This window comes from Rhizobium sp. Pop5, assembly GCF_024721175.1.
GTDB lineage: Bacteria > Pseudomonadota > Alphaproteobacteria > Rhizobiales > Rhizobiaceae > Rhizobium.
Genome location: NZ_CP099399.1, coordinates 3,389,639 through 3,404,851, shown reverse-complemented (window position 1 = coordinate 3,404,851; position 15,213 = coordinate 3,389,639). Strand labels below are relative to the sequence as shown.

Sequence of the window (15,213 nt, the reverse complement as noted above, 5' to 3'; positions counted from 1 at the left end):
CTCCCACCAGTCTTAATTTTCAGGTTCAAGCATGATCGTTGCCAAAGGCGGCAGCGTAATCGAGCAGGTGATTTCGCCGCCGGCATTGACGGCCTGCACGCGCCCGCCATTGCCCTTGCCGCTGCCGCCGTAAATATCGGCATCGGTATTCAGTATCTCCCGCCAGCGGCCTTCGGACGGCAGGCGGATCGAATAGTTCTCGCGGTAAACAGGGGTGAAATTGGTGATGACGGCGACGGGCTTCTGGCCGGGCGCCTTGCGCAACCAGGCAAAGACTGAATTCTCGCTGTCGTCGGCCACCAGCCATTCGAAGCCGTCACCCTCGCAGTCGCGCTCATGCAGCGCCGGTTTGCTGCGATAGGTGAAGTTGAGGTCGCGCACCAGGCGGCGCATGCCCTCGTGCATACGGTACTGAAGCAGGTTCCAGTCAAGCGACTTCGCTTCGCTCCATTCGCTCCATTGGGCGAATTCCTGGCCCATGAACAGCAATTTCTTGCCGGGATAGCCCCACATATAGGCATAATAAGCGCGCAGATTGGCGAATTTCTGCCAGTCGTCGCCGGGCATCTTGGCAATCAGCGAGCCTTTTCCGTGGACGACCTCGTCATGCGACAGCGGCAGCACGAAATTCTCCGAATAGGCGTAGAGCAGGCCGAAGGTGAGCTCGTTGTGATGGTGCCTGCGGTGCACGGGATCGCGGCTCATGTAGCTCAGCGTGTCGTGCATGAAGCCCATGTTCCACTTGAAGCCGAAGCCGAGGCCGCCTTCGTGCACGGGCTGGGAGACCTTCGGCCATGAGGTCGATTCCTCGGCGATGGTCATGACATTAGGGTGCTGGCCGTAGATGCGGATGTTGAGATCCTGCAAGAAGCGGACGGCTTCGAGGTTCTCGTTGCCGCCATATTCGTTCGGGATCCATTCGCCGTGTTTGCGGGAATAATCGAGGTAGAGCATCGAGGCGACGGCATCGACACGCAGGCCGTCGAGATGGAATTTCTCCGCCCAGTAGAGGGCATTGTTGACGAGATAGGAGACGACCTCGGTGCGGCCGAAATTATAGATCGCCGTGTTCCAGTCGGGGTGGAAGCCCTTGCGCGGGTCTTCGTGCTCATAGAGCGCCGTGCCATCGAACCAGCCGAGACCATGTTCGTCGGTCGGGAAATGCGCCGGTACCCAATCGAGAATGACGCCGATGCCGACCTTGTGGCAGCCATTGACGAAACGGGCAAAACCCTCCGGCTCGCCGAAGCGGGCCGTCGGGGCGTAAAGGCCGGTCGTCTGATAGCCCCAGGAGGGATCGTAGGGATGCTCGGTGATCGGCAGGAATTCGATATGGGTGAAGCCCATGTCGACGCAATAGGGGATGAGGTTCGAGGCGAGTTCGTCCCAGGAGAGCATGGTGCCGTCCTGCCGGCGCTGCCAGGAGGCGGCATGCACCTCGTAGATCGAGATCGGCTGGCGGCGCTTGTCGGTTTCGCGCCAGTGCTTCAGATGGGCTTCATCCTCCCAGACCTGCTCCAGCTCGGCGGCGGCGATGGAAGCGGTTTTCGGCCTGAGCTCGCTGCGGCGGGCGAAGGGATCGGCCTTCAGCGGCAGCAGGACGCCGTCCTGGCCGCGGATCTCGAACTTATAGGCAACGCCGAGCGGTACATCGGGGGCGAAAATCTCCCAGATGCCGCTGTCGGCGCGAAAGCGCATAACGTGGCGACGGCCGTCCCAATTGTTGAAATCGCCGACGACGGAGACGCGCTGCGCATTCGGCGCCCAGACGGCGAAGTGGACGCCCTGGGCGCCGTCATGCTTGATGAGGTGGGCGCCCATCTTGTCGAACAGGCGCAGATGCGAGCCTTCGCGGGCGTAATAGTCATCCATCGGTCCGAGCACCGGACCGAAGCTGTAGGGATCGGTCACCGCCCATTCGCCATCGCCGCGCCGGGCGCGGTAACGCACCGGCTGGAGCTTGGTCAGCGAAACCGGTCCGGCGAAGAAGCCGTCGCCATGGAGCTGCTTCAGTTCGCCGATGACGCTGCCGTCGAGCGTCATGGCGGTTACTTCTTCGGCGCCGGGAATGAAGCACCGGGTGACGAAAGCGTCGCCGGCCTGGTGCACACCTAGGACGGCAAAGGGATTGGAATGCGAGCCGGCAAGGATCGCCTTGATTTCATCTGCCGAAATTTCCCAGGAAAGCTTTACTTCAGGGACTGTTTTCGGCGTTTTCATCCGGCTCTCCAGATTTCGTCTGCATATTGCCTGATCGTCCGGTCGGAAGAGAACCAGCCCATCCGCGCGGTGTTGTTGATCGTCTTGGTGTACCAGGCGGACTGGTTGGTCCAGATCTGGTCGACTTCGCGCTGAGCCTGGGCGTAAGCGTCGAAATCGGCGGCAACCATGAACCAGTCGTGCGAATAGATGCCGTCGATCAGCGCCGTGTAGCGGTTGCGGTCATCCGGCGAGAAGACGCCGGAGCCGATGGCCGAAAGCGCTTGAGCAAGTTCGCGTGAGCCTTCGATGATGGCGCGGGGATTGTGACCGTCGCTGCGGACCTTTGCAACTTCGTCTGCCCGGAGACCGAAGATGACGATATTGTCCTCGCCGACATTGTCACGCATTTCGACGTTGGCGCCGTCGAGCGTGCCGATCGTTAGCGCGCCATTGAGGCCGAACTTCATGTTGCCGGTGCCGGATGCTTCCATGCCGGCCGTCGAAATCTGCTCGGAGAGGTCGGCGGCCGGAACCATGACTTCGGCGAGCGAGACGTTATAGTTCGGCACGAAGACGACCTTGAGCAGGCCCCGCACCGAGGGGTCATTGTTGATGGTACGGGCGACGTCGTTGATGAGCTTGATGATGAGCTTGGCGTTGTAGTAGCTCGGCGCCGCCTTGCCGGCGAAGAGTTTTACGCGCGGCACCCAATCCAGCTCGGGATGCGAGCGGATCTGGTCATAGAGAGCGACGGCTTCGATGATGTTCAGAAGCTGGCGTTTGTATTCGTGAATGCGCTTGATCTGAATGTCGAACATCGCCGACGGATCGAGCTTGACGCCCATGCGGCTCGCGACGAGGTTGGAAAGCGCCACCTTGTTCGCCCGCTTCACGGCGGCGAACTTCTGCTGGAAGCTCGGATCGAACGCATGCGCTTCGAGCGGACGAAGCTTTTCGGCGTCATCGAGGAATTCGTCGCCGATCGCTTCGCGGATCAGGCCGGTGAGACCGGGATTGCACTGTTGCAGCCAGCGGCGCGGCGTAATGCCGTTGGTCTTGTTGTTGATCCGGTCCGGGTAGAGCTTGTGCAGGTCGGCAAAGACGGTGACCTTCATCAGGTCGGTATGCAGCGCCGAGACGCCGTTGATCGAGTGCGAGCCGATGAAGGCGAGGTTGCCCATGCGCACCCGGCGGTCGCCGCTTTCCTCGATCAGCGAGATCGAGCGGATTTCGCTGTCGGAGAAATTCTTGCCCTTGCGCGCGTCGAGCAGGATCTTGGCATTGATCGCATAGACGATCTGCATGTGGCGCGGCAGCAGACGTTCGAAGAGGGGAACGGGCCAGCTTTCCAGCGCTTCGGGCAGAAGCGTGTGGTTGGTGTAGGAGAAGGTGCGGCGGGTGATATCCCAGGCCTGGTCGAAATCCATGCCGTGCACGTCGCAGAGCAGGCGCACGAGTTCGGCGACCGAGACGGCGGGATGGGTATCGTTCAGCTGAATGGCCACCTTGTCCGGCAGCGAGGTGAAGTCGTCATATTGCTGCAGATGGCGGCGCAGAATGTCCTGCAGCGAGGCCGACGAGAAGAAGAATTCCTGGCGCAGGCGCAGTTCCTGCCCGGCGGGCGTGGCGTCGGCGGGATAGAGGACGCGGGTCAGGCTTTCTGCCTTGTTGCTTTCGCGCAGCGCGCCGATGTGATCGCCGGCGTTGAAGGCGTCGAGCAGGATCGGGTCGATCGGCTGCGCCGACCAGAGGCGGAGCGTATTGACGCGTTTTCCCCGCCAGCCGACGACGGGTGTGTCGAAGGCAGCGGCGATGACACGTTCGGCCGGCTTCCAGACATAACGCGGCTGGTCGTCATGGGTGGTGATGAATTCGACCGCGCCGCCGAAGCCGATTTCATAGGCGCTCTCGCGGCGCTCGAACTCCCAAGGGTTACCGTGGGCGAGCCAGTTCTCGGGCAGCTCCACCTGCCAGCCGTCGGCCAGCTGCTGGCGGAAGAGGCCGTGGACGTAGCGAATGCCGTAGCCATAAGCCGGTACATCGACCGTCGCCATGCTCTCCATGAAACAGGCGGCCAGACGGCCGAGGCCGCCGTTGCCGAGTGCGGCATCCGGCTCCAGGCCGGCGATGACGTTGATATCGACGCCGAGCGAGGTGAGCGCATCGCGCACCTCTTCCATCAGGCCGAGGTTGGAGACGGCGTCGCGCATCAGGCGGCCGATCAGGAATTCGAGGGATAGATAATAGACGCGCTTGGCGCCGGTCGCGTAGACTTCGCGCGTGGAAGCCATCCACTTGTCGATGATGCGGTCGCGCACCACGAGGATCGTCGCCGTCAGCCAGTCATGCGGCTTTGCCACCTTGGCGTCCTTGCCGATGCGGTAGGTCAGGCGTTCGATGATTTCTTCTGCGAGAATTTCCGGCCTTGAACTGCGGGGAGCGGGGGAGGGGATAACCGGCTTGGGAACAGTGTTCATCGTCAGATCTCGCCAATTTTAATTTGGTTTCAGGATGTTATGCCTGATGCAATCAATTTCTCGCTTGCGCTGCCGACAGTTTATGCATCGTTACTAAGCACTTGCAACAAGGGATTTGGACAAACGAAAAATTTGCGAAACCTTCATATTCACGTCGTTCAAAGAGGTTGATTTCAATCGCTTTTCCCGATCTGATGCGTGGGATGCGATAACGAAAAGCCGCGCCGGTTTGTTCCGGCGCGGCTTTTCGTTCGGCCTTTAGCCGATACTTATCAGTTCGTCAGGCGCGTCACCTGGGCAGAGGCCTTTGCCCCGATCGCCTTGAACGCGGCAAGCAGGTCTTCCATCTTTTCCGCCTGGAAATAATGGGCGTCATCGGAGGCGCAATAATGCAGCAGCGCCTGTCCGCCCTCGGGCGCCATAAAAGCGATCGTGTAGATTTCGATACCCTTTGATTTGGCGGTGTCGCATGTCGCCTTGGTCAAGGTGTCATATGAACGGCCGTAGTTGCTGTCGTCGTTATTGTCGCCGTCGGTCATGAAGACGATGTATTTCTTGGGCACCTGTCCGGTCTTCAGCTTGTGGGCGGAGTCCTCGGCGTCGTTCCCGGCGGCATTCTTGGCCGTCAGAGACGTGTAGGCGGTGCTCATAGCACCGCTTGAATTCGTGCCTCCACTTGCCTGCAGCGCGTTAACGTAACTCGTGACGCCGGCCGTTCCCCAAGCGAGACTGCTGGGTGAGTATTGAATGATATCGTAGGATACCGCGCCGGTGCGCACGTATTCCGCATTGGGATCGGCGCTGTTGAGCTGGCCGAAGAGATTGCCGGCCGCGATCTTCAGCGCCTCTATTTTGGTGTAATAGTGCGCACGACTGCCGGTGCAGGTGTCGTAGATTATTTTGGTGCCCTTCTTGTTGAGGTGGGGGTTGCAGTCATAGGTGAAGGACTCCGTCGGATCATCCGCGTTGACGGTTGCGGTGGCATCGCCCATCGACCCTGACTTGTCGAGTGCGAGGAACATGGAGATCGAGCCCTGGCTCTGCGAATGGCCGCTGGTCGTCGTGCCCGAGGTCGAAAGATGCTGGGTGCCGAACCCGACCGCTTGCATGAGCGGATTGACCGCGAGATCATAACTCGGCGAAACCGTTACCTGGTAGGATGTCGATTTGCCCGATGTCGTCGTCTGGACATTGACGGCGGTGCCGCTCGTGATGTCGACCCCGCTCTGCAGGTAATTCGCCATCTGCCCGGCGACGAAATTCCGCGCGAAGGTCTCGGCTTGCGAGGTCTGGATCGTGCCGTTCGCGAGCGCGGTAGCGGTTGCCAGAGCAGCCGAATCGGCTGCTTCCTGCAACTGTTGTTTCGAGAGCAAGATATCGCCCACCTGGATCGCCATACCGGCAGCGCCAAGAAGAACGGGCATCAGGATCGCGGTCATAATGCCGAAGTTACCGCCGCGATCGCTAAACATGCGACGCAGGCAGGGATGCGAAAAGGAGGTGCTCATCATGTTCACCTAACTGGAAACCCTGTGAGGTGATTTACGCACGCCCTCCTTTCCATCGTCCTTACGACGTCAATACAATTTTAACGAATCGGCGGATTTTTCCAGTTTTGGGATTATTTCAGCGGGATCACGTCGACCGCCTGGACCGCACGCTGGCCGCCATAGCTTTTCAAGACGCCAATGACGGGAACGACGTCGGAATAGTCCCGGCCGTAGGCGACGACGATGTGGTCCGTGCCGGCGGGGATGTTGTTGGTCGGGTCGAGCTCGATCCAGCCGATCGTTTCGCCGCACCAGACCCGTACCCAGGCGTGCATGGCGTCCGCCCCTTCCAGCCGCTCCTTGCCGGGCGGCGGGATGGTGCGCAGGAAACCGGAGACGTAGCCCGCCGGAATGCCGAGGCTTCGAAGCGCCAGGATCATGATATGGGTGAAATCCTGGCAGACGCCGCGCTTCAGCTTGAAAGCTTCGAGCGGCGTCGTGTCGACGGTCGTCGCATCGGGGTCGTAGGTGAAGTCCTTGTTGACGCGGGCACAGAGCGCATGGGCGATCTGCATTACCGTCAGCTGAGGAGTGGCGCAGCTTCGCGCATAATCGGAGATTTCGCGCGCTAGCGTCAGGCGCGGGCTGTCGCCGAGGAAATGATGGGGCGAATCCGGCGCCAGTGACCAGATGCCGGATAATTCCTCCGGCAGGTCGGCAAGGAGCGGCGAGAAATCGGCGGCGATCGGCTGGCTTTCGACCTGCACGCGGGCCTGCATACGGATGTCGAGCGTCTCGTGCGGCGCGCGCAGCATGAACGAGGTGGCGGGGTGATCGAAGAAATCGACGAAATGCGACTGTTCGTCCGGCGTCGGCGAGATGGTGATCGAGCCAGCGACCAGGCGCTGGCGATTGGTCAGCGACAGCGGCATCAGACGCATGATGTGGCGGGCGCCGGAGGCCGGCACATCGTAGCTGTAACCCATGCGGAGAGTGAGATCGTAGAGCATCGCCGTTACCCGAGATAGGTCTGGGCGAGCAGATCGGAAAGCTGCTCCAATTCGCGTTCGAGCCGCTGGTAGACCTCGACCCCCATGCCCTCCGGCGTCATCACAGCCAGGCCGGAATGAAGCCGCATCGCCTCGCGGTAGAAGGGGGACATCTGACCGTTGATCAGGGCGTTCGGCAGCTGCTCGACCTCATGGTGGATCTCGTTCACCTGGAACAGGACCGAGCGCGGGTTCAAGGGGTCGAGCGCCAGCAGGTCGGTGACGGTCAGCCGCGCCGTGTTGACGTTGTAGCGGCGGCGGTGGGTCATGACGCTGTCGCCGATCTCGAGCAGCATGTCGAGCGCGCCGTCGGGCGCTTCCGGGCCGGACATGTGACCGAGCAGGCGGGTCATATGCAGGCCGCGTTCGATATAGCGGCCGAGCGAAAGGAAGCGCCAGCCGGTAAAGCGGTACATGTTCTCATGGACGAGGCCGGCGAAGCCGGCGAGCTTGCGCAGGAGGATCGTCATCGCATGGCTGGCGTCGTCGCCAGCAGAGACGGTAACGCGGAAGCGGCGGGCGGTCTTTGCGAGATCGTTGAGCGCCAGCCAGCCGTCCGGTGAGAAACGGTCTCGGATGTTGCTGGCCGAATAAACCGCGCTGTCGATGTTGCGCAGCAGCGTTTCCGGCACAGGTTCGGCGGTATCGATATCGACGGCCGCGAGATAGGCGGAGACGTCGGCGAGCAGCGGCTGGCTCGGATCGGCGGCTTCGGCAAAACGCGCATGCCAGGCACGCAGGATGCGCAACGCCCCTTCGGCGCGCTCGATGTAGCGGCCGAGCCAGAACAGATTGTCAGCCGCCCGGCTCGGCAGGCTGCCCGGCATGTTGCGGGTGAAGCTGCCTTCGGCCGGAAGCAGGGTGTGGCGCTCGACCGGCTTGTCGCTGACGATCCAAACGTCGGCTGCCGCTCCACCCGATTGCATGGCGATTGCCGCGACATCGGCGCCGGAACCGATACGGGCGAAACCGCCGGGCATGATCTGCCAGCCATTGGCCGTGCGGGCAGCGAATACGCGCAGCGACATCGGCCGCGGCACGAGCTTGCCGTCCACCCAGGCCGGCGTCGTCGAGAGCGTCACGACCTCCTGTCCCACAAGTTTCGGGCCGTCGGAACTCAGCCAATCGGTGATGGAATCCTTGGCGGTCGCGCGCAGCGACGAGCCGAGCACGGATTCGCCGTTGTCGTCGAAGAAGGGGGCTCGCGAATAGGCCGGGCCGATCACCATCTTCTCGATATTTTCGGCGACATGGTCGCGCTCTTCCTGCTGGCCGCACCACCAGGTGGCGATCGACGGCAACTGCAGATCCTTGCCCAGAAGATGCCGGCAGATGGTCGGCATGAAGGCCAGGAGCGCCCGGGTTTCGAGGATACCGGTGCCGAGCGCATTGACGATGGTGACGCTTTCGGCGCGTAGCGCTTCGACGAGGCCTGGTGTGCCGATATGCGAATTCTGGTTCAGTTCCAGCGGATCGGCGAAGGCCGAATCGAGACGGCGCCAGAGCACGCCGATCGGTTTCAGGCCGGCGACCGTGCGCACCATGATGCGGCCCTTGACGACGGCCAAATCCTCGCCCTCGAGCAGCATGAAGCCGAGATAGCGGGCAATGTAGGCGTGCTCGTAGTAGGTCTCGTTGGCAGGACCTGGCGTCAACACGGCGATGCGATCGTCGCCCGAATGCTTCATGCCCTGCAGCGCGTCGCGGAAGGCGCCGAAGAAGGAGGCAAGGCGGTGGACCGGGGTTTCGGCATAGACATCCGAGAAGGCTCTCGTCGTTGCGACGCGGTTTTCCAGCGCGAAACCGGCCCCGGATGGCGCCTGCGTCCGGTCGGCCAGCACCCACCAGTTGCCATCGGGGCCGCGGCCGATCTCGAAGGCGCAAAAGTGCAGATAGTGGCCGGATGCCGGCCGGATGCCCGCAAGCGGGCGCTGAAATTCGGGGTTGGCGGCGATCAGCGCCGGCGGCAGGAGGCCTTCCTGCACCAGCCGGTTCTCGCCGTAAATATCGGCGATGATCGCTTCCAGGAGGTCGGCGCGCTGGACAAGACCCGCCGACAGCGCCTGCCATTCGCGTTCGTCGATCAGCACCGGGATATGCGAGATCGGCCAGGCGCGTTCGCCGGTGCCCTTGCTGCCATAGGCACGATAGAAGACGCCGGCATCTCTGAGATAACGGTCGGCGCGAGCGAAACGCTCGGCAAGGTCTTTTTCCGGCATCGTGGTCAGATGCGAGAGGAACCGCTGCCAGACGGGACGGATCGCGCCCTTATTGTCGACCATTTCGTCAGCCGAGCCGGGAAGCGGCGCATAGTCGAAGGCCGCATCCTTGCCGATGCTGCCTTCTGCCTCCTCTTTGCGCTCCACTGCCGGTCTCTTACCCATCAAAAACCCAACCTCAACCCTCGGCCTTAGCCCCGGCCTCAAATTCCGGCGGGCCGCCTCAGATCCAACGTCAGCGGGAATTCCGGCGAACCCGCCTCGGCGCGCGGGATGTAACCGCCCGCCGTATGTCCCCACGGCTCAAACCGCGCGAGCCGCCTTGCTTCCGCCTCGTTGCCGTTGACCGGGAAGGTGTCATAGGTCCGGCCGCCCGGATGGGCAACATGATAGATGCAGCCGCCAATCGAACGCTTCGACCATGTATCATAAATGTCAAAAGTCAAAGGCGTGTTGATCGGAAGCACCGGATGCAGGCCGGAGGCCGGCTGCCAGGCCTTGAAACGCACGCCGGCGACGGCGACGCCCGAGGCGCCGGTCGGTGTCAGCGGCAGGGTGCGGCCGTTGCAGGTGACGGTGTAGCGCGAGGCGTTACTGGTTTCGAGACGAACCTGCAGGCGCTCGACGGAAGAGTCGACATAACGCACCGTACCGCCGACTGCGCCCTGCTCGCCCATCACATGCCAGGGTTCCAGCGCCTGGCGAAGCTCCAACTTCGAGCCTTCATATTCGACTTCGCCGCAGAAGGGGAAACGGAATTCGAGCTGTGCCTTGAACCATTCGGAGCTCAAATCGAAACCGTTTTCGCGCAGGTCCGCCAGCACGTCGAGGAAGTCGGCCCAGACATAATGCGGCAGCATGAAGCGGTCGTGCAGCGAGGTTCCCCAACGCACGAACTTGCCTTCGGCCGGATTCGTCCAGAAGCGGGCGATCAGCGCGCGCACCAGCAATTGCTGCGCCAGCGACATGCGGGCGTTCGGCGGCATTTCGAAACCGCGGAACTCCACGAGGCCAAGACGACCGGTCGGACCATCGGGGGAGAAGAGCTTGTCGATGCAGATTTCGGCGCGGTGGGTGTTGCCGGTCACGTCGATCAGCAGGTTGCGAAACAGGCGGTCGACGAGCCAGGGCAGGGGCTGGAGGCCGCCGCCGGGCGCCGGGATCTGCGCCATGGCGATCTCCAGCTCGTAGAGACTGTCGTGGCGGGCCTCGTCGATGCGCGGCGCCTGGCTGGTCGGGCCGATGAACAGGCCGGAGAAGAGGTAGGAGAGCGAGGGATGGCGCTGCCAGTGCAGCACGAGGCTCTTCAAGAGGTCGGGGCGGCGCAGGAAGGGGCTGTTGTTCGGATTGCTGCCGCCGACGACGACGTGGTTGCCGCCGCCGGTGCCGGTATGACGGCCGTCGATCATGAACTTGTCGGCGCCGAGGCGGCTCTGACGGGCCTCCTCATAGATGGCGGTGGTGATGTCGACCGTTTCCTTCCACGTCGAGGATGGATGGATATTGACCTCGATGACGCCGGGGTCGGGTGCCACGCGGATGACGTTGAGGCGTTCGTCCTGCGGCGGCGGATAACCTTCGATATGAACGGCAAGGCCGAGGGCTGCCGCGGCGCGCTCGGTCGAGGCGATGAGGTCGAGATAATCCTCCAACGTTTCCGTCGGCGGCATGAAGAGGCAGAGGCGGCCGTCGCGCGGCTCGACGGAGAGCGCCGTGCGGACGTGGCCGCCGATCTCGCTGGACGATTGCGGCGTCACCCGCTGCTGGCCGGTAAAGGGCTGGAAGTGCGCGGCCTGCAGGGGGCGCCCGCCATCCTGCCCGAAATCCGGCAGCTCGGGGCGCTGCACGAAAGGATCGAGAGGGTTGATATAGGGATATTGCGAGGGTGGGATATAGGCGAGCGAATTGAGCGGCAGGCGGTAGCCGACAGGGCTGTCGCCCGGCATGAGGAAGATGCGGCCGCGCCGGGTCGACCATTTCTCGCTCACCCAGCTGCGGCCGCTGGCGCGTGCATTCCAGGCCTGGACGGGCAGGACGTAGCCGGTCGGGCGCGTCAGCCCGCGGTCGAAGACGCGGGCGATACGGCTGCGTTCCTCGGCATCCTTGAGCTTTGAATTGGCGGGATCGACATTCTCGGGCAGGCTTGCTTCCTTGACCAGCCATTCGGCGGGGTCCTCGAAGGCGGGAACCACGTAGTCCGGCGCCAGGTCGAGCTCGCCGGCAATCGCCGTCAGCAGCCGGCCGGCATCGTCCTCCGTGGCCTTATAGTCTCGGCCCTCGGTGGCGACGAGATCGTCGTCGGACCAGATCGGCAGGCCGTCCTTGCGCCAGTAGAGCGAGAAGGTCCAGCGCGGCAGGCTTTCGCCCGGATACCATTTGCCCTGGCCGTAATGCAGGAATCCATCCGGCGCGAAACGGGCGCGAAGCCGGCGGATGAGCGCGTCCGCCTTTTCTCGCTTGGTCGGGCCGACGGCCTCGGTGTTCCATTCGGCCGACTGGAAATCGTCGATCGAAACGAAGGTCGGCTCGCCGCCCATGGTGAGGCGTACATCCTCGGCCTCGAGGATTCGGTCGACCTTCTCGCCCAGTTCGTTGAGCTCGTTCCAGCTTTCATCGGAGAAGGGCTTGGTGATGCGCGGATGTTCGGCGACGCGCGAGACCTTCATGTCGAAGGCGAATTCGGTTTCGGCCTCGCCGAAATAACCGCCGGAGATCGGGGCGGCGTTGCGGTAATGCGGCGTTGATGCAAGCGGGATGTGGCTTTCGCCGGTCAGGAGACCGGAAGTGGGATCGAGGCCGACCCAGCCGGCGCCGGGCAGATAGACCTCGGCCCAGGCATGCAGGTCGGTGAAATCGACTTCGGTGCCGGAGGGGCCGTCGAGCGCTTTCAGATCCGGCGTCAGCTGGATGAGGTAGCCGGAGACGAAGCGGGCAGCAAGGCCGAGATGGCGCAGGATCTGGACAAGCAGCCAGCTGGTGTCGCGGCAGGAACCCTTGGCGCTTTCCAGCGTCTCCTCGGGCGTCTGGACGCCGGCTTCCATGCGGATGACATAACCGATCTGCCGCTGCAGGCGGGCATTCAAACCGACGATCATGTCGACCGTCGGCTGACCAGGCGACCAGTCGAGCGTCGGAAGCAGCGCCTTCAGGCGCGGGCCGGCCGGCTCCGGCGTCATGTATATCGACAGGTCCTCGCGGATCGTTTCAGGATAGTCGAAGGGCCATTTGGTCGCCTCCTCTTCGACGAAGAAGTCGAAGGGATTGTAGACCGTCATGTCGGCAACGAGGTCGACCTCGATCTTGAATTCCGTCACCGGGTCCGGGAAGACGTACCGGGCAAGATAGTTCCCGTAGGGATCCTGCTGCAGGTTGACGAAGTGATTGGAGGGTGTGACCTTCAGCGAGTGGCTGAGCACCCGTGTCTTCGAATGCGAGGCCGGTTTCAACCGGATGATCTGAGGGCCGAGGCGGACCGGTTTGTCATAGGTGTAATGCGTCAGATGATAGATGCTGGCTTTGATCGACATATTTCTCTTTTTGTCCGGCGCGCATCGTTGTGCGGCTTGCTGTTCCCGAATTCAGTGTGTGCAATGCAGCGAGAGAAAGCAAGGGCAGAAGGCTGAAGACCCGCCGGCTTTTACGCCGCCTTGGCAAAGGTGACCGCCGCCTTCAGCCCCCTGCCGCCCGCGCCCGGCTCCAGTGTCAGGGCGGCGTTGAAAAGATTGGCGATTTCTTCGACGATCGGCAGGCCGAGGCCGGCGCCTGGCGCGCCGGAATCATTGCCGCGCGAAAAACGCCCGCGTACGGCCTCCAGTTTCTCACTGGGAATGCCGGGGCCATTATCCTCGACTTCGAGGCGGATCGTCTCAGAAGCGGCGATGATGCGGACGGTAACTTCGGCTCCCTTGCCGGCATAGGCGATGGCATTGCCGGCGAGATTGCGCAGCATTTCGCCGATCAGCAGCGGCTCGGCGCGGATCATCGCCGGGCTCTCGCCCTCGAAGCCGAGATCGATGCCGGCGACCGCGGCCGTCGGGATCTGCTCGCCGGTGATTTCCTGGGCGATGGCTGCAAGATCGATGGCGGAGGCGGTCAGCGCCTCCTTGGCAGTGGCGGCGTCGATCTTCGCCATCAGGAGAAGCTGGGCAAGGATGCGCTCGGCATGCGCAACGGCCTGATCGCCCTTCAGCGCCGCCGCCTGGGCCTCGTCAAGCGATCCGGCGCGGGCGGAAAGGGCGAGCTGGGTGCGGATGATCGCGAGCGGCGTGCGCAGCTGATGGCTGGCATTGCCGGTGAAGTGTCGTAAGGCATCGAGCGCCGATTGCAGGCGGACCATGAAGGAGTTGACCGTTCCGACCAGCGGCTCGACTTCGCTCGGCACGGTCTCCTCGATCGGATGCAGGTCGTCGGGACTGCGCTCGCCGATGGCGTCACCAAGCTTGTAGAGGGGACGAAGCGCCACGGTGACGGAGATCCAGACGATGACGGCCGCGCCCAGGATCATGAAAGCGAGGCGTAGCGCCGAGCGGACGAGGATTGCTTGGGCCAATTGCCGGCGGGCGATGGTGGTCTCGGCGACGGTGACGACGAAGGGTACGGAGCGGATACCGGTCGAGGCGGAGCGTTCGAGCGTCGCCACACGGATCGGCTCGCCGCGGAAGCTGTCGTCGGCGAAGGCGGCGGCCTCGCTCGGCGCTTTCTTGAGGACCGGCAGGGACTGGTAGCCGGTGATGAACTGGCCCGGCGGGCCATCGACCCGGTAGAAGACGCGATCCTGCGCGGCCGAGGTCAGCATTTCAAGCGCGACATAGGGGATATCGACCTGCAGCGTTCCATCCTCGGCGACGACGACTCGCTCGGCGATCGCCAGTGCCGAGCCGGCGAGCACGCGGTCGGATACGATATTCGACGTCTGGACGGCCTCGCGATAGGTATCGGCGAGCGCCAGCGTTCCGATGACGGCCGTCGATACCAGCAGCCAGAAGAGCAGGCGGCGCCTGAGCGAATAGGCTGATGTCATGAGGCCTCTGGCAGCTTGTCGAGATAATAGCCGATGCCGCGGGCGGTCTTGACCGTGAGCCCATGCGGGGAGAGGCGTTTCCTCAGACGGCTGACATATTGCTCGATGGCATTTGCGGAAATGTCGTCGTCGAAGGCCGTCAGTGACTGCATGATCGCTTCCTTGGCGACGACCTTGCCGGCCCGCATGAAGAGGATTTCGAGCAGGCCGAGCTCGCGGGCGGGAATGTCGAGGGTGTCGCGCCAGATGAAAAGGTGCGTGACGTGAGGTCGAAGGAAATGCCGCCGAAGCCGACGGTCGCCGAACGCAGGCCCGCCTGGCGGCGCAGCAGCACGCGCACGCGGGCTTCGAATTCGGCGATGTCGAAAGGTTTGATCAGATAGTCGTCGGCGCCGAGATCGAGACCTTTCACCCGCTCTTCCGGCGTGCCGCGCGCCGTCAGGATGAGGACGGCCGCCTGGTTCTGCCGGGCGCGCATGGCGCGCAGCACGTCGAGCCCATCCATCTCGGGCAGGTTGAGGTCAAGAATGACAAGATCGAAATTCTCTGCCGCGATGACGGCGTTGGCCGACGCCCCGTCATGGACGACATCGACGGCATGGCCCGTGCCGCGCAAGATCGCCGACAGGCCGTCGGCCAGCGCGATGTTGTCTTCGGTGAGCAGGATGCGCACGGACGTTCCCCCTGTTTTTCAAGGGAGATTACAGAGGTGACGCGGCGATGTCACAGCGATTTTGAAGATTGGTGCCCGATCGG

The 15,213-nt window shown here is 62.9% G+C and carries 7 protein-coding genes and 1 pseudogene; all 8 read right to left on the bottom strand.

Features of this window, described 5'->3' with window-relative positions:
- Window positions 1-12: 12 nt before the first annotated feature.
- A complete protein-coding gene (glgB, locus tag NE852_RS18960) occupies window positions 13-2,220 on the bottom strand; it encodes a 1,4-alpha-glucan branching protein GlgB (protein WP_008533282.1) in 2,208 nt (735 codons plus the stop codon).
- The gene (locus NE852_RS18955) at window positions 2,217-4,679 is read right to left on the bottom strand and encodes a glycogen/starch/alpha-glucan phosphorylase (RefSeq protein ID WP_258155939.1); all 2,463 of its coding nucleotides are present in this window, start codon (window positions 4,677-4,679) and stop codon (window positions 2,217-2,219) included. Before NE852_RS18955 ends, glgB begins: the two co-directional genes overlap by 4 nt.
- A gap of 272 nt (window positions 4,680-4,951) precedes the next feature.
- Window positions 4,952-6,187, bottom strand: a complete 1,236-nt coding sequence (locus tag NE852_RS18950; protein ID WP_258155938.1) for a TadE/TadG family type IV pilus assembly protein — start codon at window positions 6,185-6,187, stop codon at window positions 4,952-4,954.
- Between the two features lie 113 nt (window positions 6,188-6,300).
- Window positions 6,301-7,179 carry a transglutaminase family protein gene (locus NE852_RS18945; protein WP_008533277.1) on the bottom strand — a complete coding sequence of 293 codons (879 nt, stop codon included), beginning with the start codon at window positions 7,177-7,179 and terminating at the stop codon, window positions 6,301-6,303.
- 5 nt (window positions 7,180-7,184) lie between these two features.
- Window positions 7,185-9,602 (bottom strand): circularly permuted type 2 ATP-grasp protein, encoded by a 2,418-nt coding sequence (locus NE852_RS18940; protein WP_008533276.1) that lies wholly within the window; start codon window positions 9,600-9,602, stop codon window positions 7,185-7,187.
- Window positions 9,603-9,640: 38 nt separating this feature from the next.
- On the bottom strand, window positions 9,641-12,964 hold the full coding sequence (locus NE852_RS18935; protein ID WP_258155937.1) for a DUF2126 domain-containing protein: 3,324 nt from the start codon (window positions 12,962-12,964) through the stop codon (window positions 9,641-9,643).
- Between the two features lie 110 nt (window positions 12,965-13,074).
- Window positions 13,075-14,457, bottom strand: coding sequence for a sensor histidine kinase (locus NE852_RS18930; RefSeq protein WP_008533274.1), 1,383 nt, complete (start codon window positions 14,455-14,457; stop codon window positions 13,075-13,077).
- Window positions 14,454-15,130: pseudogene (locus tag NE852_RS18925) on the bottom strand (response regulator). The gene NE852_RS18930 and the pseudogene NE852_RS18925 overlap by 4 nt, the downstream one beginning before the upstream one ends.
- Window positions 15,131-15,213: the final 83 nt, after the last annotated feature.